The organism is Tenacibaculum xiamenense (assembly GCF_964513065.1).
Lineage (GTDB): Bacteria > Bacteroidota > Bacteroidia > Flavobacteriales > Flavobacteriaceae > Polaribacter > Polaribacter xiamenense.
This window is the reverse complement of the sequence record NZ_CAZEQU010000016.1, coordinates 330,452-349,687: the sequence shown is the minus strand read 5'-3', so window position 1 is coordinate 349,687 and position 19,236 is coordinate 330,452. Positions and strand designations below refer to the sequence as shown.

Here is a 19,236-nt window from a genome sequence, read left to right as displayed (position 1 = left end):
TGGTTATTCTCTTAATTAATCCAACTTAATCAATAAAGATTAGTAACCAGGGTTTTGACTTATTGATGGATCAGTATCAATTTGACTTTGTGGTATTGGTAAAATCAAGTTGGTCTCATCAATAACAACATTTAAATTATTCGTGCTAAAAAAAGAGTTCATCGTTGATATGGCGTTTCCGTAGCGCTTTAAGTCGAACCATCTGTGACCTTCGCCAATAAGTTCATAACGACGTTCATTTCTAATAGCATCTCTGACTTCTTCCTTAGTTGTGGCAGAAGTATTAGGAAGAGTTGCTCTATTTCTAATTTTATTCAATTCGGAGATTGCGTTTGATGTCTGATCAGTTTCATTGAGCGCTTCGGCATACTTTAATAGAACATCAGAATAACGAATTACAAAATAATCACTGCCACTATCGTTAGGACCCGTAGTAGATACTTCGTATTTATTTGAGTGGTAAAAAGGGTTAATTATGGTATTAACATCTACATAGTCATTCAAACGAGTATCTCCAGCTTCAAAGGAATTTACAAATGCTGTAGACGGTAGGTTATGTCCTTTGGCATTAGCCGTTGTACCTGAAGGTCTGAACTGTGAAGCAGCTGGACTCCCTTCTGAATTACCGTTAATACCACTGGCAAATTGTACTTCAAAAATGACTTCTGAATTTCCTTCATTTGCAACACCGAAAATTTGGTCTGTAGAAGTTGCTAATTGATATACAGAAGAATTCACAACATTCCCCAGATTGATTAACGCTTCAGAAAAGTTTCCAAGTGTCAAGTGCACGTCTCCTAACAAGGCTTGAGCCGCTCCTTTGGCTGGTCTTCCAGATGTTTTTGTTAATGGTAGATTTTGAATTGCCGCATCAAGATCTAACTCTATTTGAATATAAATTTCAGAAGCGGAATTTCTTCCTTGACCGAAAAAGTCAAACGGATTTGTTGTTTCTTGAATAACTAGAGGTACTCCTCCATACAATCGTACAAGATTGAAGTAAATTAATGCTCTAACAAATTGCATTTCGCCAATTCTTGTCTTTTTAAGACTGTTGTCATCATAATTAATGGCTTCAATTCTGTTTAAAACAGTATTGATACGTAAAATAGCTTCGTAAGATTCTCTCCATATATCTCCTACCAAATCATTTCCGGCATTAGTTGAAAAGTCGTCAAGTTGACCAAATCTTCCTCCGTCATTTGCGGCAATTTCTTCGAATGAATCCTCTCCAGAAATTTCACCAACACCTATTAAATCTAGTCCGTAAAGTGAGCTGCTCTGCAGTTTTCCATATACTCCAACAATAGCGCTTTCAATTTCTCCTTCATTCGAATAAAAGTTGTTAGCTGATTTGTCGGTGATAGGTAAGATGTTCAAGCTTTCTTCACAAGATACAAGTAAGAGAGATGAAACTGCTATGATTATATTTAAGATTTTGTTGATTTTCATTTTTACTTTTTTAGAATTTAACATTAACTCCTAAAGCCACAAATCTTGTTAATGGACTTGTGGTTTGAATCCATCCTCTTGTAAGGGTCTGTGTGCTGTTTGTTCTTGTATCTATACCATCGGGGTTGTAACCTCGATAATCAGAAATATTGAAAATATTGTTTCCAGTGAGGTAAACTCGTAATTGATCCATCCCTAAATATGAAATAGTTGTATCAGGTAATGAATAGCCAAGTTGAAGGCTTCTTAAGCGAAAGTAATCGGCATCTAATACAGAAAGGCTAGAGGCTCTTGTAAGTCTACCTGCTGAAGAAAAACTTGAAAAATCTGGTCTTCTAAAAAAGCCATTCGCATTTCTATCATTGAAGTAGTTGTCAAAATAATGTTGAGTTGGAACAAAAAATCCTTCACCACTTTCAGCAAAGTATACCATACGATCAGCTGCTTTTCTTCCTTCAACTCCTGTAAATTGAGCATTTAAGTCGAAACCTTTATAATTCAAGCTAACCCCAAATCCGTAGGTGAAATCTGGATTGTAATCTCCTAAAATAACACGATCGTCAGGAGTAATTTGACCATCTCCATTGGCATCTCTAACAATGTAATCTCCTACCTCTGTTCCTGACAAAGGTGTGATAGCTTCATTATCTATTTCTGCCTGATTTGTATATACCCCAATAATATCATAAGCATAGAATTGAGCAATACTTTCACCAACTCTTGTTAGGAAACTCATACCTCCATTGCCTACAATTATTTGTTCTTGACCAGGGGCTAGTGCTAATACTTTGTTTTCGTTGGTACTTATGTTTGCATTGAAATTCATGTTTACATTTCCAAGAGAAAAACCAATTCCTTTTAACTCGAGTTCAAATCCTTTATTTTCAAGTTCTCCGATGTTTTGAAGAGAGTTTGAAAAACCAGATTGTTGAGGTACTGGAACTTGAAGTAAAAGGTTGTCAGTTTTGGCTTGATAATACTCGGCACTTACTTGTATTTTACTATCTAAAAACCTCAAGTCTACCCCGAAATTCAAAGAAGTGTTGGTTTCCCATGATAAATCAGGGTTTGGTGATGTAGCAGTATACGAACCCGAAAGCAATGTTTCATCAATGACATAATTGTCTGGTGAAACTAAAGCAATAGAACCAAAGTTTCCAATTTGATTATTTCCTGTTTGTCCCCAACTGGCTCTTAGTTTAGCATAGTTTAAAAAGCCTTCAGTAGGGAAAAAGTCTTCGTTACTGATTACCCATCCCGCAGAAAGTGAAGCAAAGTTACCGTATTTGGTATTCGCACCGAACCTTGAGGAACCATCATAGCGTATTGAAGCTGATAATGAATATTTATTGTCGAATTGATATTGTAAACGAGCGAAGTAAGATTCTAAAGCCCATTTACTTCTTGTTGAAATAGCTAACGGATTGATTGCTCCGGAGATATTTCTGATATTGTCATCCGCAAAATTGTTTCCTTCTATTCTTGTATTGAAGGTGTTTTCTTCTTGGTAAGAATATCCTAGTAGCGCATTTACATCGTGTTTACCAAAAGTGTTTTTGTAGTTTAATGTGTTTTCTGTAATGTAATTGTCTCTTGTAAAATTATTTTCAAAAGCCTGAGTGAAGTTGCTTTCTACAGGAGTTCTATAATTTCCTATATTGGAAGGAGCGAAAAATTCTGAGAAAATAGTATTGAAGTCACCACTAAACGACGTTTTAAATGTGAGTCCTTTAAAAATGTCAGCCTCTAAATATGTACTTCCGAATACTCTAAATCTTCTTTCAAAAAAATCAGTAAGCTCTGTCTGAGCAATAGTGTTTTCAGATATAGGACCATCCCAGTTATCGTTGTTATCGTTAATTTGATTGGCAATAGCATAAGAACCATCACTATTATAAATGGGATAGTAAGGCTGCATTAAAATGGTTGAGAAACTTGGGTCGGGTTGTCTTCCTGCACCCAAGCCGTAATTTGACCACCCAGCTTCACCTGTTGGGTTAGAGTTTGCTAAGGAAACATTTGACGTAACTCCAACCCTTACTTTATCCGTTATCTTTGAGTTGATTTTTATGTTGTTCGTATATCTTTGATAATCTGAACTGATAACAATGTTTTCTTGGTCTAGATAACCAAAAGAGATTGAGTAATTTGTTTTTTTTGTTCCACCGCTTAAATTAATATGGTGATTCATTTGAGTAGCAGGTCTAAAAACAGCATCCTGCCAATTTGTATTAACTAAACCCGATTCACCATTAATGTAAGATTGTAAAAAAGGTTGAATTCTACTACGTTTTCCTCCTCCGTTAGCATCTCTTACAGCATTACTATCATTGATGTTTCGTCCAGGATCTCCTGAAAGATATCCGAAGTTTCTAGCATCATTATCAAATAGTGCGTAGTCATATGCGTCAACTAGTTTAAAATTGTCGATTCTGTTTTGAATACCAAGATAAGTGTCGAAAGTAACTTTTAATTTTCCTGTCTTTCCTTTTTTAGTAGTAATTAGTACTACTCCATTAGAAGCTCTTGAACCATAGATAGCGGCTGATGCGGCATCTTTTAAAATGTTGATCGATTCAATATCTTGATTGTTTATCGAGCTAAAAGAAGAGCCTTCTGTCAGAGGAATTCCATCCACTACTATTAAAGGATTTGCGCCAGCTGTTAAGGTACTTAAACCTCTAATTTGAATTACTGAATTATCTCCTGGGTTTTTTGTGTTTCCAACAATTTGGACTCCAGCTATATTTCCAGCAATTGCTTGTTCAAAGTTCGCGGTGGAAAAATTGTTTAAACTCTTACTGTCTATTTTTGAAACGGAACCATTAAACTTCTCTTTGGTAGTGCTTCCATAACCGACAACAACAACCTCATTTAATTGTGAGCTATCTTCCTGTAATACAATTTCAAAAGAAGATTTATTAGAAATTGTGATTTCTTGTGTTTTATATCCTAAATAAGAAGCAGTAATAATGGTCGCGTCATCAGGAACTTGTAATGTAAAGTTTCCATCAAAATCAGTAGTGGTTCCAATAAGGGTACCTTTGACAATAATGTTTACACCAGGTAATGGCGTTCCAGTTTGGTCTTTAACATTTCCTGAGATCTTTTTTAAAACAGGTTCTTTTATAATTACTTTCTTTTCTTTCTTTGATACAACTTTAACCGATATATTATTGTTTATCCTCATAAAACTGAGGCTGGCTTCTTTCGAAAGCTTTTCCAAAACATCTTGAACGCTAATGTTTTTATGGTGAATGCTTATGCTACTTTTGTTATATTTAAGAGTGTTGTCATACACAAAAGTGAAGTCAGTTTGTTGTTCAATCAGTTTGAAAAAAGCTAAAGGATTGGCTTTGTGCAATGAAATTGATACCTTTGTGTTTTTCAACGATTGACTATTAATATTGATAGCTACTGTTGGACTAGCTAATAAAAAAATGGCAAGATATATTGATAGTTTAGAGGCCATCTTTATAAAATATTGATATTTTGAATTCATAAAATATGGTTTGATAGTTATTTTTTGTTGCTGTTAAACCTTTTCGCAGTCTGTTGTTACTCGCCAAAGTATTGTAAACAGGCTGCTTTTATTTTGTTCGTATGTTACATAGGCATATATATTTTAGTTGGTACAGTTTCCATTAATTGTTACGTTTTTATCGTTATTAAATTTGTAGGTAATGTTTGGCTTTATAAAAGAAATATTATCTAGTATGTTTTGTAAACTTTCATTTTTAAATACACCAGTAAAGTGGCAGTTTTTGATTTGATCATTTTCAAATTTAAATTGAACACCAAACCATTTTTCTAATTTTATTGAAGCTTCAGCTAGTGATGTGTTCTCAAATCGAAGTACTCCTTCTTTCCATTCAATATATTTTGAAATATCTACTTTTTTAATATTAAGTTCTCCGCTTGTTTTGCTAAAAGAGGCTTGTTCCGAAGGTGTTAGATTTGAGGTAAGTTTGTTTTTATTGTACAAAGCAACTTTTCCTGTGGCAAGTGTTACTTCGATGTTTTTTGATTCTTTATATGCTTGAATATTGAATGATGTTCCGAGAACTTTAGTGGATAAATCACCTGTTTTAATAATGAATGGTTTATCAGGGTTGTGGGCTACATCAAAAAAAGCTTCTCCTTCAAGCTCTATTTCACGTGTTGAACCAGAAAATTTCTTAGGATAAATTATACGACTGTCTGAATTTAATTTGACAATGGTTCCATCTGAAAGTGTAAGTGTAAACTTTTGTCCATATTGTGTTTCTTTTACATCATTTTGAGCTATTTCAATTTGTTGCTCATTATGAGTATTATTCAGAAAATATAGAGACGCTAATGAAAATAGAATGGCAATAGACGCTGCTGCTTTCAGTATTTTGAAGGTTAAAACTCGTTTTTTTCTTCGAGCTATTGAAGATTTAATATCACTTTTAATACGATTGCGATGCTGATCGTCTTCGAAAACTTTATTTTCGTTTTGTTTAAGTAGCTTGTTTTCAAATTCATGAAATACTTTCTCTTCCTCCTTGGTTAATGTTCCTTGGAGTTGTTTTTCAATTAATTTTTTAAATTGTTCTGTATGCATATTCATTACGTTACATATATGAATACCGAAACAGAATGTTTTTTCACAAACTTTTTAAAAAAAAATTAAAAAATAAATAAAAGAGTAATAGAAATTAGAGACTCCATAGTCTTTCTAGCAATTGAAAGTTGGTTTTCCACAGTTCTTTTTGAAATTCCAAGAGACTCAGCAATTTCTATTGTTGTAAGTCCTTCAAATAAACTCAAACTAAAAACCTGTTGACATCTTGGAGACAAGTTTTTTAAGGCAGAATTGATTTTAAAAATTCTTTCTTCTACGTTGTGTTTGTCTTCTATTTTTGAAGTTGTTTCAAGTTCAGAAATAACATCAATGTGTATATTTTTAAACTTATGATCTCTGAAATGATTATAGACTTTGAATCTTACAGCTTGATGTAGAAACGCCTTTATGTTTGTTGTTTCAATTTTTTCTCTTCTTTTCCAATAATCTATCCATACTTCTTGAACAATGTCTTTAGCAATTTCCTCATCTAATAAGAGTGATTTGGCGAATACATATAGCGGTTCCCACAACAAATCAAACAACCTTTCAAACGCAAAACTGTTTGAGTTTTTAATTTGTCTCGCTAAAAAATTGATATTCCCCTTATGTGTTTTAGATGACATGATGTCAACAAATTAACGAAAAAAAATGACATGTAAGATGAGATTAAATTGAAGTTTTTAACATTTAATGTTAAGAGATGGTAAAAAAGCAATGCTCAGGTTTAGGATAATCAAGAGATTTTTTGATTTTCTAAAAACTGATTTTTTTAAACTTTTTATTGTATAAATCTATTTCATATTCATTTCAATTTTACCTAAATAGTCAATATTATTTATTTTGTTAAACCTTTTTTGATAGATGCTTTTGGGTAGCATCCTTAGAGTTAGATATAATAGTTTTTTTTGTAAATTATTTTTAGTCAATGCCATTTTCCCTAATTGCCATGAATTTTTTACAATATATTTCACCTTATTTAAACGTACATTTTGATAGAGTGAAAAAGCTTCTTCATTGTTAGGTTTGTTCTTTAAACAAATGCCCAGCGTATAGGCATCTTCAATAGCTTGGCAGGCTCCTTGTGCTAAGTTAGGAGTTGTGGCATGTATTGAGTCACCTATGAAAACGATATTTTTTTGATACCATTTCTTATAACTAGGTTGAATGTCTGAAAGTTCATTTTGTAAAATACTTTCATTTTTTGTTTTTTGGAGCATTTTTAAGACAAGCGGAGAAAAGCTTTTATAGGTTTCTAAAAGATGTTTTTTTATGGTTATTTCGGAAGGTTTCGAGAAGTTTGTTTTATCTTGAATAGCCAACCAAAATAGTTGATGGTTGTTAATGGGTAAAAATAAAAAACGAAGGGAGTCTCCAAAAAGCTCGAAGTAATTGTGCTGTAAATAAGAATCTATTTCAAAGTCCGTAATTCCTCTCCATATAATTTGATCAGTATGTCTAATATTAATTTTAGGGAATATAGATTTTCTAATTGTAGAATTAATACCATCAGAAACTATTAAAGTAGTAAAGTTTTCAGTCGATTTATCTGTGAATTCCACTTTTACCTGATCAGAGTTTTTTACGGATTTAACATGTTTACCTAATTTATAAGAATCAGGATTTAACTTGTTTGTAATTGTGTCGATAAGTGTGGCTCTATGTATACAATAGACTTCCTCTGGAAAAGGAATGGTTTTTAGGGTTTGTAAACTTTGAGTTGCAAGGATTGTTTTTTTTAATAAATGCCCTTTTGATCTTAGTTCATCTCCGATGTGTAGCTTGTCAAAAATTTTGAGTGCATTTGATGAAATTCCAATGCCAGCACCAACTTCTTTAAAAGCATTTGATTTTTCATAAAGTTGAAAAGGGATATTCTGATTCTTTAAAGTAAGGGCGGTTGTAAGTCCTCCAATTCCTCCTCCAACAATTCCTATTTTGTTTTTTGGTTGATGCATAATTTCGTAGCGTTATAAATAGTCTTATAACTTTTGGTTAAGGTTAGCTGGTAAATAAACTTTAAAAATTGATAAATAGTATTGACTTGTATAAGTTAATGACAAGTAAAATTAAGTGTTTGTTTTAGTAAATAGAAATTCAGGAGTAGGTAGTTGTTTTTGATTTATTGTTTGTATTTATTCATTAATCCGAAATCGAAAGGTGTCCAAAGACAAGCTTTTAAACCACTTTCTTTAAAAGCAGAATTCACCCAACTATTGCATGTTTTAAAGCAAGAGTAGCTTCCTTTTGCTCTGTAAAAGTCATCTCGAAAAGAATAACCTTTATCTTCTAATATAATTTTCGAACCTAATGTATCCTTTTGAAACGAGTTGAGTAGGTAGGAATTTAGTTTGTTTAATTCAGAGGAACTAATTTTTATAGCGATCCAATCGGGTTGAATACTTCGATAACGAGTTATATGTACTAGTGTTGAGCTTTCTAAAAATAAAGCTTTAAAGGCATTACTAAAAGTTAAATCGCTCCAATTAGGAGTGTTCAAGTAAAAGTTTTCTTCACCCCAACCGAAAGCGAGATAGCGTTCGTAGTTTTTATGGCGAATGCCTTTGAGTAATTTGTTATTGATATTTTCTTTTGGAATCACAACATCTAAATGAACACCATTTGTATTAAGGTAAATGGTTTTATCTGATACTTGGTTTTTAATTTCTCGATCTACCGTAATGAATGTTAGTATCAATGAAACCAAAACATAGAGAATTGGTATAGCTAAAACATAGAACAAGTATTTTACGATTTTCTTTAGCAATTTCATTTTAAAATATTTATGCTTAGTTAAATATACTTATTTCTTTAGAACTAGTAGATTGCTTCGTTTACTGTTATTTTACCCCCGAAATTCTATCAATGTAAGCTTTTACATAAGTCTTGTCTACGGGTTTTCTATAGCTTATTTGTTTGATGCCTAAATCTCCATTTTCCAAGGGAGTTATAGTATATTTAAATACATATTCTCCATTTTTATTGCCTTGCCAGCCATTAAATTTCCCAAACCTTAAATCATTCATTAATATACCGTCATCCATGGTTTCTACAGAATAATACCCTTTGGTCACTTTTATAAGAGTTCGTACTTCGGTATTGTCAAGATAAGGTTCGAGTAATTGTTTATTAGCCGGTTCAAAGGCAAAATCAATTTTATTGTCTTTATCAAAAAGGGAATAAAACCCAGTATAATAACCTTTGGAAGTTTTTGCTGAACAACTCCAAAGAATAATATTAAAAGGAGTTGTTTTTGTAATCATTTCTTCTAATTGAATTCCTTGTTTTTCTAGTTGCTCTTTAAATATTGAGCTTGCTTTACTTTGTAAAAATAATCCAGCAAATAAATAAGAAGTACTTAAAATAATACCTAACCAATTCAGTCTACTTCGCCAAGGATTTGTTTTGTTAAGAAAAAGGATAATGATCAAAAGTAGGAGAAAAGGAACAGTGTAAAAAGGATCTACCACAGATACATTGTATAAAGCATAGCCATAAGAGGTAAATGGCCATAGCAATTGTGTTCCCCACGTGGTGCAAGTGTCTAATAAAATATGAGTGAGGAAGCAAAATGAAAATACAAGAAATAAGTCTTTAAAGGAGAGTTTTTCCCATTTAAAAACTTTCCAGGAGGCATAGGCGAAAAACCAACCTCCGAAGATCACAAATAATAACGAGTGACTGAAACTACGGTGGAAAATCAACTCTCCTACATCACTGAATAAAGGACTTGCCAATACATCTAAATCAGGAATAGTTCCAGCTATGGCTCCAAAGAGTAAGGCTTTGTTGCCAATTTTACGACCAACAACGGCTTCAGCGGTTGCTGCTCCTAGTACGATTTGTGTTAGAGAATCCATTCCAATATTGGGGTTTGATCTATTCGGGTAAAAGGCAAAGATAATCCCTTGTTATACTCATGGTACAATTTTATAATAACTATTTTTTCATATGTTGTTATAGCGTTAATTAATATTTGCTGGATTTCTTTTATGCTTTAGATTTAGTGTTTTATGGAAAGAAACCGCTCCGCTTATTACATTTTTTTACAATTCAGTCTTTTATTTTTTCAATTTCGAAGAGTAATCAAAAATAAATCAGTCAATATAGTAGCTACATAACTTTTGATTATTAAGGCGAACTTCGAAAAGCCTATGTTAAATAGAGTAGAATTAAAAAATAATTAAAATGAATAAAATTAAAAATATTAAAGTTAGAGGGGGCAATTTGTTGGCTTTTAAAGAGCTAACGAAAAATAGACTTTTGTTTTTATCATGTTTGTTGACAACCTCATTTTTATCTCTTTTTGGTCAATCAAATCAATTTTCTGGAGATTTCAATGGTGATGGGAATTATGATATCGGTGTTTATCTTGTTGAAGAGGGAAATTTCATTATAAAATATGGCACTGGAGTAGGTTCTTTTAGCGGACAAACAGTTTTCTCTTGGGGATCATTTCCAAATGGTAAAGTATTTACAGGTGATTTTAATGGAGATGGTAAGTGGGACATTGGTCTGTATAACCCTAATGGGTTAGGTAATTGGTATATTCAATATAATACGGGGTCGGGTACATTTGGGAATCAAACTTCTTTTAATTGGGGACCATTTGGACTTGATGGTAATAATGGAGTTCCGTATACCGGTGATTTTAATGGGGATGGTAAGTGGGATATCGGTTTGTATAACCCGAATTTAAAAGGGGAATGGTTTATCAAGTACGGAAGTGGATCGGGGAGTTTTGATAACCAAACAGTTTTCGCATGGGGAGTTTTCCCAAATGGTAAGGTATTTACAGGTGATTTTAATGGAGACAGTAAGTGGGATATTGGCTTGTATAATCCTAATGGATTAGGTAATTGGTATATTTTATATAACACTGGTGGAGGTGCATTTGGTAATCAAACTGCTTTTAACTGGGGAGTTTTTAGTAATAATAATCCGTTTACAGGTGATTTTAATAACGATGGGAAAGGTGATATTGGGTTTTATAATCCAAATAATATGTATAACTGGTACATTCAATATGGTCATGGTACTGGAGGGTTTGGTAATCAAACAGCTTGGCATGGAGGTGACCCTAAAAAAGATTGGAATCCTTGTTGTAGTAATAATGATTTTGTTTTAAGTCCGAATTCTGGATATTTTTTAGAACAGTCTAATTCTACCGAAAATTTGAGGAAAGCTATGTGTATTTCAAAAACAAGCCCAAAATCGGCTCCTGAATATTCAGGTGATTCATTAGTAGCATATCAATGGATTTCTAATAAATTATATCCTGGAAGTAATGGTGATATACGAAGCTTTTATAAGGCTGTAAATATTAGTTGGGGTTCAGTGATATGGCCGAGCTATGATAAAACTTCTTGTAACTGTGGAAGTAAAGAGATTTTCGAAAGTGTGAAGAAAGAATTACAAAAGGAAATTCAGGCTGTTGCTGATATTGGAGCTTTGTTTACTAGTTTAAGTACTTATTATATAAATCCTTTATTTATTTCTAAAGGCAATGTTGTTTCCAGTGTGGTTGCTAATGTGAATTTACCAGGAACTACCAATGCGACTATAAGTACAGGAGAGGTTGTTGAAAAAACCATATTTAGCTTTGCTCAGAGTGCTTTTGAAATAGGACTTGGTGATGAGAATCCATATGCTCCTTTAGTATTATCTGCTTTATTTAATCTTTCACGTACAAGTAATGGAGGAAATATAAGTGATAAATTGGATGTGGCTATAGCGAATATTGAAACTAAATTAAAAGATACTTTTAAAGAAACCATTACTCAAATAAGTACTTTGAGAGACTTGATAATGAATGATTATTCTGTTTATATGAAGTTAGGACTTTATTCAGCAGGTATCAGCGAAGATCAACTAACAAAAATGGTGAAAAGTTCTTCCAAAGCTTATGAAAGGCAATTGTATACAGATCTTATTCCATTAGCTTGTAATATTGTTTTTTATGACCCTGGAGATACTCATCTTGGAGGAGGCGGTCATACTTACGGATTACCTTCGACCAATTATGCCAAGCCATCTAAAACTGTAAATCAAATAGTTTATAAACATAATGCAGGTTGGCCTTGGAATTCTTCTTCTTACTTTACTACTAACACGCAATTGTTAACTTCTTATGTGATTTTTAATGATGGAGATGCTATTACAGGAATATTAGATGCTAACCGTGAGATGAGCTTACCTTTTTATCAGGCAGTATTTGATAAACTAGGATTTACATATGATGAGCTTTTAGCGCTGCCAGGTATGGTTACTTACTATCAATGTTCACTTTGTCAGACCGATGATGGATGTAATACAAAATGTAGATCGGCTTCTTCCAGAGGAGATTAAGAGTTTGATTTACAAGTATAGTATTGGTGCAAATAGTTTTAACTACTTGCACCAATATTATTAAGAATTGAATGGGGGAATTTGATGTTTTGGTATGCTTTTTTGAATTGTCAATAGGTGTTTTTTTACTATGTTTTGTTTCTACCTACTTTAAGATTTCAGTTTTTTTGATAAATGGTCGTTCTTAATTCTTCCAATTTTGAAGTCGGTCGAGATAGAGATAGCTTTCTACAAATTTTCTATGCTTTTGACTTGTCATCTTTTCTAATAATTTTAAGGCAGAAATATAACTTGCCAAGTTTCCATTAGACGAGCTGAACTTTCCGTCTTCCACAAAGGAAACCAGACTGTCGTTTTGTACTTTTAATTTGGGGTAATCCTTTTGTAATTGTTCTCCTCCGCCAATCCAAGTAACGATTTTGTGACCATCAGCAATTCGTGATTTTCCAATTAGTTGAGCTCCGGCACAATTACTTACGATGTATTTTGCTTCGTGATTTCTTTGTCTTATAAACTGAATAATCTTTTCGTTGTTTACTTGAGTATGTATGTCATAGGCACTTGGCACAAATAAAGCAGTTAACTCAGGACAGTTTTCAAAAGTATTATCAGGAACAAATTTCATTCCCTCTTCAGTTACGATTGGCTCTTCAGTTTCCGCGATAGTGATAACATTGAAAAGTTGATTGCCGTCTTTGTCTAGCTTTGCAAAAACGTCTGATGTAGCAACTACTTCTCCCTGTAAAACGCCATGGTACATTAAAAGACCAATTGTAGGAAGTTCTTTTTTGAATGGTTTTATGTGTTTAGCTTTAATGCTTTTTTCACTTTTGATATTGCTTAAATTCTCATTTTTTTGATTTTCGTTTGAGCTTTTGAGATTACAACTTATGGTTGTTAGAGTAACAATAAGTATAAGTATTTTATTCATTTTTAAACTGGTTTTGAACAAAGGTCTATACTTTTTGAGTGAAAAAACTTAATCAAGATTAAGAAACGAACTCATTTTATTTTGGCTCTTACTTTACTTACAAATTCTGGAGACATTCCTAAATAGGAGGCAATCATATATTGAGGAACTCGTCGGGAAAATTCAGGGTTTTTGGATATAAATAAACGAAATTGCTCCTCTCCCTTAAGGCTATAGATATATTCAATCCTTTTTTGAGTGGCGATGTAAGTTTTTTCCATTATTTTTCGAAACAACCGCTCGATTTTTGGAACTTTTTTGCACAAATCATCAAATGTTTCTTGTGGTAGTTCAAGCAATTCGGTATCCTCAATTGCCTGAATATTTAAGGTTGAAGGTTTATTGTTTATCAAGCTTTCATAATCGGTAGTCCACCAATTATCAATAGCAAAGTGTATAATTTGTTCATTTCCTTTATTATCTATGTAAAATAATCGGACACATCCTTTCGTGATGAAGTATCTCGATTTGCAATATCGTCCAGCTTTGAGTAAAAAGCTCTTTTTACTTATTGTTTTTGGTTTTAGGTAAGAATAAAAGGTTTCAATTTCTGTTTCAGTTAGAGAAACATATCTTTTTATGTATTCAGTCAAATTTTGGTTCATTGATTTCTCAATTTTTCAATTTTTGCTTTATTTGTAGAAAATTTACCCTTCAGTACGGTTAACATTCCCTTTGAATTTATAGATTCTTTTTGCTACTTTCCTGTTACCGCCTCCAATTTCAATATCAGCTCTATTTTGAGATATTCCACCTCCTAATTTATGTTGATTTGAGTTCTCGTATATTTCTTCAATTTCAACGTCGACAGCATTTTTAATTCTTTCAGCAATGGCTAGTTCTTGACTGATTTTTGCATTTAGTTCGTTCATTTCAGCTTCAGCTCGTTTTCTGTTCAATTCAACCTGAATTTTTAAAATATTACCTTCTTCTACAATAGCTTCGGAAATTTCTTGAGATTTTTTAATATTATCATAGATCATTGATTCGATCGAGAGTGAGTTTTTTACCGTTTTTTTCATGTTATAGTTTTTATCTTCTGTTGGTTTTTTAGTTAGGGTAGTACAATGACTTATATCTGAGTCAGTGTTTTAGGTAATATTGTTAGTAGTTTGTTATTTTTCCATTTCATAGCGATCCAAAGATTCGGAATAGAATTTAGGCTTTATGTTTGTTGTTTTAAAACCGTATTTTTCGAAAAATGGAGCAATATCTTGTGTTGTAGCTAGAGCTATCTTCTTATCTGGATAATTTTGAGAAATAGACTTGAATCTATATTCTAGTAACTTTTTACCATAACCCAATTTTTGAAATTTTCGGTTCACCATTCCCCATGAAAGAAATATTTCGTTAGAGTTTTTTACAAGTAAGTATCCTGCACAACCTAGAACATTATCGTCGTCTTCTAGGACAAAGTAATATTCTTTTTCAGAAACGTCGTGAGCTAATAATCCTTTTTCCTGGGCAATTAGCCATTCTTCAAAAAGAGGAACCTCGTCCATTGCGAAAAATTCAGGAGTATTACTCTTAATTATTTCCATGCAGGCAGCGCGGTCTTTTTTCTTATAAGGTCTTATATTCATTCTATTTGCAAATAAGTTTATACACGATTTTTATAGAAAAAAGACATGAGTCTTTTTTCGTTGTGCCCTAAAGATAATTGATAAGGTTTAATTGAGAGTGAAAACTTAGTTGGAATTAGCAATACATTATATTAGCCCTTACTTATTATTTCAGTTAGATATACAATTCCAAATATCCATCCTAAATACATAATTGTGTAACTCAATGAATAGATCATGGAAATGCCTAAATTACCTTTGGTTTCTAAAGATTTAGAAAAAACAAGCTTTAGCGCTCTGAAAAATATCCAGTAGAGCATTCCTAAAATTATGAAAATTGAAATCCAGAAAAAAGCTTCCAGTAGAATCAGAAATAGGAACATCAAAATTGTCATTCCAATCCACATTAAAACCGATAGTATTAATTCACCAATTCCATTTCCAACTTCAATACTTGGCAACTCGGGTACGGTTCCAGATTGAGGAATTAAATCACCAGTTTTAAATTCTCTAAATTTTGGAAAATTGTTTTTTATGGTAATTCCATTATAAAGACCATAAGTCATAAATAGGAAAAGAGCGGCTCCGATTATAGATAGAGATAAGTATAGATTCGAATTTACTGTTCTGTTATAGTTTATACCTGTCAAATAAACAGTCAAAATTGTAATTCCAATAACAAGCAATGAAACTATAAAAACAGACTTTCCTTTTAAATATGTTTGTTTTGTTTTCAATTACTTTTTTTGTTAGTGGTTAGCTATTGGTATAACGCGTATTTTGTTGAAATTTAAGCAAGCGGATTTTATAATCCAATATCTTCATAATTCCATGATTGAATTTTATTCTTTTGTTCAGTTTTATAGAAAACTCCAAAGTTGTTTCCAATTACCCAATCAGTGTCAGGGACATTCAATTCTCCTTTAAAAAAAAGTCTATTTGAACGTATCCCATCGTATTCAATATTGGTCAAAATAGCCAATTTATAAAATTCTGGATTTAAACTGTCTTTGAAAGGCTTTTTAGTTAATTTTCTATATAAAACAGTATCATTAAGTCTCGTAAGTATAATTTCTGTTGCCCAGTTATGATAAACCTCTTTATAGTTTTTATTAGTCTTAATGATTGAACTATCATTTAAGGAGTAAGTTGTAAGTTCTAGTTGATATAGTTCATTCTCAATCTTGATTTCTCGATTTTTAGAGATTGTATCATAGTCTGTTTGCCAGTAAGAAATAATAGTGTCCGTTTTTAGTTGCGATTGAGATTTGGAATCTGGTCGTGTTTTCTCGGATTTTTTTCTTGAGCAACTCGATGAGAATATTATCAATATTGAAATGAATAGATGTTTCATTACTAGTTTTTTTATTTCAATGATGTTTAGATATTGTCGTTTTTTTATTAATCAAAAGCATCACCGATTTTTTCAAATTCCTTCTTAATCCAATACCAACTTTCTCCTTTTCCTTTACTTTTATATAAATTCCAAAGTAGCTCAGTAAAGTTATTAGCTACAATCTCTGATAGTCCTTCTTCTCCATGTGTGTCGAGAAAACTGTCGTAGCAGTTTCCGTTTTTGTTATCCGTTAAATCGATGCTAATGTATTGGGATAGTTCTTCACTTTTCGCAATTAAAAACCAGTTATTGGTGATGTCTCCTTCTAGTTCTTCCCAGATAACATCATCTTTTGGGTAAAGATACTCATTAGTAGATATAAAATTTTCTTTTCCTATAATTTCAATCCCAAATGGTTCGTTTTCAAATAGATTAATACCGTTTGTTAGTTTAAAGAATAAGTCTAAGTCTTTAGGTATTTTCCTTTTAATTATTAATTTGGGATTTGGTTTAAAAACTTTACAATTATCGTCTTTGGATATTAATTTTATAATCTCCTTTAAGTCTTTCATTTTTTCTCTCTTTGTTTTATCGCTTCGTACATTACAATTCCAGTGGTGGTGGATAGGTTAAAACTTTCAACTTTTCCTTTCATATCTATGGTTAAACAATATTCGCACATTCTTGCTGCGGTTTCACTTAATCCTTTTGATTCTTCACCAAACCAAATAGCAAGTTTTGGGGCTACTAAATTCGATTCAGTGAGTTTTACCTGTTTTTTACAAATATTATGAGGAGAAGTTCCTACAGAAATAAATCCATTTTTATTTAGAAAATCGAAGCACGTTTCAGTTTCGGTGAATACTTTTATGTTTGTCCATTTTACCGCCCCGTTTGAATGTTTTAATAATGATTTTCTTTTTCGTAGCTCTTCAAGATTATCTTCAAGTCTTTTTTGCCCGTCGATTACGAATAGTTTATCTACTCCAAGTCCATGTATGTTTCTTATAACACTACCGATGTTTATGATAAAATTCGGATTTTCTAAAACTGCAATAAGTTCAAAATTTTCAGTCAATTTTCAATTGTTTTCGAAGTTATTTTCTTCTAATCATGTATGAGTTAAAGGACTTTGTCGCACTCATCTGTTGTTGCCAAAAAAGAATAGGAATTATTACACTTATTGTTCCGATTGCTCCAAAATAAATCCACAAGAAAATTGTCACTAAAATACCTATTCCAACTCCGATAAGAATAATTGTATTATTAGGCTCCGCTTTTATGTCATTCACATGTTTTTTTTCCATTTTTCCACAATTTTGACAATTTACGTTAAATTCATCTCCTTTTTCCATTTGTAAATCAGGTCGAGTAGAAGCACTTGATTTTATTTTAATATCCTTTTTACAAGATTTGCAATGTGCGTATAAGTTCATTTTTCAATTTAGTTTTTGTTTGTTATTTTATCTCATTCAGAAGTACTTTCCAAATTGTAGTTTTAAACTTGTTTTTAAACACTCCAAAATGGCCAATTTTTTTAACTCCAAAATCAATGGGTTTTAAATGAGTTGACTTGACTTTTGAATTTCGATACTGATTAGTCATCCATTCTACCGCTTTTTGAGGAGCAAAACTATCGTCTTCGATACTAAATGCGCTAATATCAATTTTAATTTTATCATAGTATTTTAACATTATCGACTCATCACTTTGTATATAATCTGGGTTTTTACACCAATTTTTCCATTGACTAGCTACATTTTTAGGTAGATTTTCCATTCCACTCAGCTTTTTTGAGTTGAGGTATCCAAATAAGTTTAAAAGGATAGGGAACAAAATATACCAGTTAAACCACATTTTTATTCTACCAATTCCTTTCCAAAATTTCCAGTATCCAGACTGTGCAGCAACAAGTATTATTTTATTAAATTTAGTTGAAGATTTAGCTAGCCCAATAAGTTGACCACCGATACTGTGTCCAAGAATTACTTTTTTCGAATTGGGGTAGTTTTTTATAGCATATTGGAGAACATGTTCTAGGTCGCTCTTTCCCCAATCGGCAGCATTGGTGTTTAATTCCTTAATTGGTTTTGTCAATGAACGACCAATACCATTATAATCAAATGTGAGAACTGAAACTCCGTTTTCAGACAAATACCTAGAAAATTTTTGATAATACTCCTGCTTCACACCCGTTGCTGAGGCGATAATAAGTATAGTGTCATCTTTTACGGTTTCATAAAGAAATGCAGATAGTGTTTCTGAATTTGTTTGTATTTTGATTTGTTTCATTTCTTCTCTTTAATAATTGCCAACATTTTGGCTAAACTACGTTTTAATGCATTTTAGGTTTTGTTGTTGCCTTTATTCAATCATTATATTAGTTCTCCTAGTATGTTTTGATCTGTGTTTTCAGATTTCAATAGTTTGTATTCAAACATTCTTTCATTTCGTATCTGTTTAAATTCGTCAATCGAAAAAGTGAAAGCCTGATTTTTAAAAATACAAGGCAATTTATCTAATCTCTTCTTTATCTCTTTTCTTTTAAAATCCTTCGGAATTTTCCATTCTGTTTTGCCTTCAAGTTTAATTTTAACATATGTTAGTCCAAGTTTGTCCAATACTTCTAAAGTAGCTCTATAATCATTAATCTTTTCAATTAGTAGGTCCTGTCTACCACCTCTCAAACCAATTTTAAAGCCATACATCCATGTTTCTAGGTCAAGAGCACTTCCCGGCTGCATGAATTCATTTGAATTTTTGTCTACAATTAGTCCGTTATATGCTCCCACTAATATATTATCAGGATTGGGGTTCAATTCTTTAAAAGGGACATACCAAACAGCTTCTCTTTCGATGATATTTGCTGAATCAACGACAAAGCTATTGTATACTTCATTTTCACGAATAAAAGACTCGGTAATCGATATTGCTTCCTTTTTATCTGTCATTTTCATAATGCACCACAACGCTTTGGCTA

General features: G+C 32.1%; 19 protein-coding genes. 1 reads left to right on the top strand and 18 read right to left on the bottom strand.

The window, feature by feature from the left end; all coding sequences use genetic code 11:
• Positions 1–39 precede the first annotated feature (39 nt).
• The 7 genes from ACKTTV_RS08280 to ACKTTV_RS08250 form a co-directional block, all read right to left on the bottom strand.
• Positions 40–1,452, bottom strand: a complete 1,413-nt coding sequence (locus ACKTTV_RS08280) for a RagB/SusD family nutrient uptake outer membrane protein (RefSeq protein ID WP_408030359.1) — start codon at positions 1,450–1,452, stop codon at positions 40–42.
• 10 nt (positions 1,453–1,462) lie between these two features.
• A complete protein-coding gene (locus tag ACKTTV_RS08275) occupies positions 1,463–4,954 on the bottom strand; it encodes a SusC/RagA family TonB-linked outer membrane protein (RefSeq protein ID WP_408030358.1) in 3,492 nt (1,163 codons plus the stop codon).
• Between the two features lie 123 nt (positions 4,955–5,077).
• Positions 5,078–6,040, bottom strand: coding sequence for a FecR family protein (locus tag ACKTTV_RS08270; protein ID WP_408030357.1), 963 nt, complete (start codon positions 6,038–6,040; stop codon positions 5,078–5,080).
• A 65-nt stretch (positions 6,041–6,105) separates the two neighbouring features.
• Positions 6,106–6,666, bottom strand: a complete 561-nt coding sequence (locus ACKTTV_RS08265; RefSeq protein ID WP_408030356.1) for an RNA polymerase sigma factor — start codon at positions 6,664–6,666, stop codon at positions 6,106–6,108.
• 168 nt (positions 6,667–6,834) lie between these two features.
• On the bottom strand, positions 6,835–7,998 hold the full coding sequence (locus tag ACKTTV_RS08260; protein ID WP_408030355.1) for an FAD-dependent monooxygenase: 1,164 nt from the start codon (positions 7,996–7,998) through the stop codon (positions 6,835–6,837).
• Between the two features lie 164 nt (positions 7,999–8,162).
• Entirely contained in the window at positions 8,163–8,813 is a 651-nt protein-coding gene (locus ACKTTV_RS08255; RefSeq protein WP_408030354.1) for a DUF2459 domain-containing protein, read from the bottom strand.
• Between the two features lie 67 nt (positions 8,814–8,880).
• On the bottom strand, positions 8,881–9,900 hold the full coding sequence (locus ACKTTV_RS08250; protein ID WP_408030353.1) for a metal-dependent hydrolase: 1,020 nt from the start codon (positions 9,898–9,900) through the stop codon (positions 8,881–8,883).
• Positions 9,901–10,228: 328 nt separating this feature from the next.
• Between ACKTTV_RS08250 and ACKTTV_RS08245 the strand changes: the two genes are divergently transcribed.
• Positions 10,229–12,388: an FG-GAP repeat domain-containing protein gene (locus tag ACKTTV_RS08245; RefSeq protein WP_408030352.1), complete on the top strand. Its 2,160-nt coding sequence runs from the start codon at positions 10,229–10,231 to the stop codon at positions 12,386–12,388.
• Positions 12,389–12,572: 184 nt separating this feature from the next.
• On the opposite strand, the gene ACKTTV_RS08240 is transcribed toward ACKTTV_RS08245, so the two are convergent.
• The 11 genes from ACKTTV_RS08240 to ACKTTV_RS08190 all read right to left on the bottom strand — a co-directional run bounded on the left by ACKTTV_RS08240 (position 12,573) and on the right by ACKTTV_RS08190 (position 19,213).
• Positions 12,573–13,319, bottom strand: coding sequence for a DJ-1/PfpI family protein (locus ACKTTV_RS08240; RefSeq protein ID WP_408030351.1), 747 nt, complete (start codon positions 13,317–13,319; stop codon positions 12,573–12,575).
• A 71-nt stretch (positions 13,320–13,390) separates the two neighbouring features.
• Positions 13,391–13,963: a Crp/Fnr family transcriptional regulator gene (locus ACKTTV_RS08235; protein WP_408030350.1), complete on the bottom strand. Its 573-nt coding sequence runs from the start codon at positions 13,961–13,963 to the stop codon at positions 13,391–13,393.
• Between the two features lie 42 nt (positions 13,964–14,005).
• The gene (locus tag ACKTTV_RS08230; protein ID WP_408030349.1) at positions 14,006–14,380 is read right to left on the bottom strand and encodes a hypothetical protein; all 375 of its coding nucleotides are present in this window, start codon (positions 14,378–14,380) and stop codon (positions 14,006–14,008) included.
• 93 nt (positions 14,381–14,473) lie between these two features.
• Complete coding sequence (locus ACKTTV_RS08225; protein ID WP_408030348.1) at positions 14,474–14,941, bottom strand: GNAT family N-acetyltransferase; 468 nt, start codon at positions 14,939–14,941, stop codon at positions 14,474–14,476.
• A 131-nt stretch (positions 14,942–15,072) separates the two neighbouring features.
• Entirely contained in the window at positions 15,073–15,657 is a 585-nt protein-coding gene (locus ACKTTV_RS08220; protein ID WP_408030347.1) for a hypothetical protein, read from the bottom strand.
• 68 nt (positions 15,658–15,725) lie between these two features.
• A complete protein-coding gene (locus ACKTTV_RS08215; RefSeq protein ID WP_408030346.1) occupies positions 15,726–16,274 on the bottom strand; it encodes a DUF4738 domain-containing protein in 549 nt (182 codons plus the stop codon).
• A 47-nt stretch (positions 16,275–16,321) separates the two neighbouring features.
• Complete coding sequence (locus ACKTTV_RS08210; protein WP_408030345.1) at positions 16,322–16,828, bottom strand: hypothetical protein; 507 nt, start codon at positions 16,826–16,828, stop codon at positions 16,322–16,324.
• A complete protein-coding gene (locus ACKTTV_RS08205; protein WP_408030344.1) occupies positions 16,825–17,334 on the bottom strand; it encodes a TrmH family RNA methyltransferase in 510 nt (169 codons plus the stop codon). Before ACKTTV_RS08205 ends, ACKTTV_RS08210 begins: the two co-directional genes overlap by 4 nt.
• A gap of 19 nt (positions 17,335–17,353) precedes the next feature.
• Complete coding sequence (locus ACKTTV_RS08200; protein ID WP_408030343.1) at positions 17,354–17,692, bottom strand: hypothetical protein; 339 nt, start codon at positions 17,690–17,692, stop codon at positions 17,354–17,356.
• A gap of 22 nt (positions 17,693–17,714) precedes the next feature.
• Positions 17,715–18,548 carry an alpha/beta hydrolase family protein gene (locus ACKTTV_RS08195; protein WP_408030342.1) on the bottom strand — a complete coding sequence of 278 codons (834 nt, stop codon included), beginning with the start codon at positions 18,546–18,548 and terminating at the stop codon, positions 17,715–17,717.
• A gap of 83 nt (positions 18,549–18,631) precedes the next feature.
• Positions 18,632–19,213, bottom strand: coding sequence for a hypothetical protein (locus tag ACKTTV_RS08190; RefSeq protein ID WP_408030341.1), 582 nt, complete (start codon positions 19,211–19,213; stop codon positions 18,632–18,634).
• Positions 19,214–19,236: the final 23 nt, after the last annotated feature.

What these genes read in the sequence shown, in the direction of transcription:
- ACKTTV_RS08280 (WP_408030359.1), bottom strand. Translation starts at nt 1,452, where the DNA reads ATGAAAATCAACAAAATCTTAAATATAATCATAGCAGTTTCATCTCTC.
- ACKTTV_RS08275 (WP_408030358.1), bottom strand. Translation starts at nt 4,954, where the DNA reads ATGAATTCAAAATATCAATATTTTATAAAGATGGCCTCTAAACTATCA.
- ACKTTV_RS08270 (WP_408030357.1), bottom strand. Translation starts at nt 6,040, where the DNA reads ATGCATACAGAACAATTTAAAAAATTAATTGAAAAACAACTCCAAGGA.
- ACKTTV_RS08265 (WP_408030356.1), bottom strand. Translation starts at nt 6,666, where the DNA reads ATGTCATCTAAAACACATAAGGGGAATATCAATTTTTTAGCGAGACAA.
- ACKTTV_RS08260 (WP_408030355.1), bottom strand. Translation starts at nt 7,998, where the DNA reads ATGCATCAACCAAAAAACAAAATAGGAATTGTTGGAGGAGGAATTGGA.
- ACKTTV_RS08255 (WP_408030354.1), bottom strand. Translation starts at nt 8,813, where the DNA reads ATGAAATTGCTAAAGAAAATCGTAAAATACTTGTTCTATGTTTTAGCT.
- ACKTTV_RS08250 (WP_408030353.1), bottom strand. Translation starts at nt 9,900, where the DNA reads ATGGATTCTCTAACACAAATCGTACTAGGAGCAGCAACCGCTGAAGCC.
- ACKTTV_RS08245 (WP_408030352.1), top strand. Translation starts at nt 10,229, where the DNA reads ATGAATAAAATTAAAAATATTAAAGTTAGAGGGGGCAATTTGTTGGCT.
- ACKTTV_RS08240 (WP_408030351.1), bottom strand. Translation starts at nt 13,319, where the DNA reads ATGAATAAAATACTTATACTTATTGTTACTCTAACAACCATAAGTTGT.
- ACKTTV_RS08235 (WP_408030350.1), bottom strand. Translation starts at nt 13,963, where the DNA reads ATGAACCAAAATTTGACTGAATACATAAAAAGATATGTTTCTCTAACT.
- ACKTTV_RS08230 (WP_408030349.1), bottom strand. Translation starts at nt 14,380, where the DNA reads ATGAAAAAAACGGTAAAAAACTCACTCTCGATCGAATCAATGATCTAT.
- ACKTTV_RS08225 (WP_408030348.1), bottom strand. Translation starts at nt 14,941, where the DNA reads ATGAATATAAGACCTTATAAGAAAAAAGACCGCGCTGCCTGCATGGAA.
- ACKTTV_RS08215 (WP_408030346.1), bottom strand. Translation starts at nt 16,274, where the DNA reads ATGAAACATCTATTCATTTCAATATTGATAATATTCTCATCGAGTTGC.
- ACKTTV_RS08210 (WP_408030345.1), bottom strand. Translation starts at nt 16,828, where the DNA reads ATGAAAGACTTAAAGGAGATTATAAAATTAATATCCAAAGACGATAAT.
- ACKTTV_RS08200 (WP_408030343.1), bottom strand. Translation starts at nt 17,692, where the DNA reads ATGAACTTATACGCACATTGCAAATCTTGTAAAAAGGATATTAAAATA.
- ACKTTV_RS08195 (WP_408030342.1), bottom strand. Translation starts at nt 18,548, where the DNA reads ATGAAACAAATCAAAATACAAACAAATTCAGAAACACTATCTGCATTT.
- ACKTTV_RS08190 (WP_408030341.1), bottom strand. Translation starts at nt 19,213, where the DNA reads ATGAAAATGACAGATAAAAAGGAAGCAATATCGATTACCGAGTCTTTT.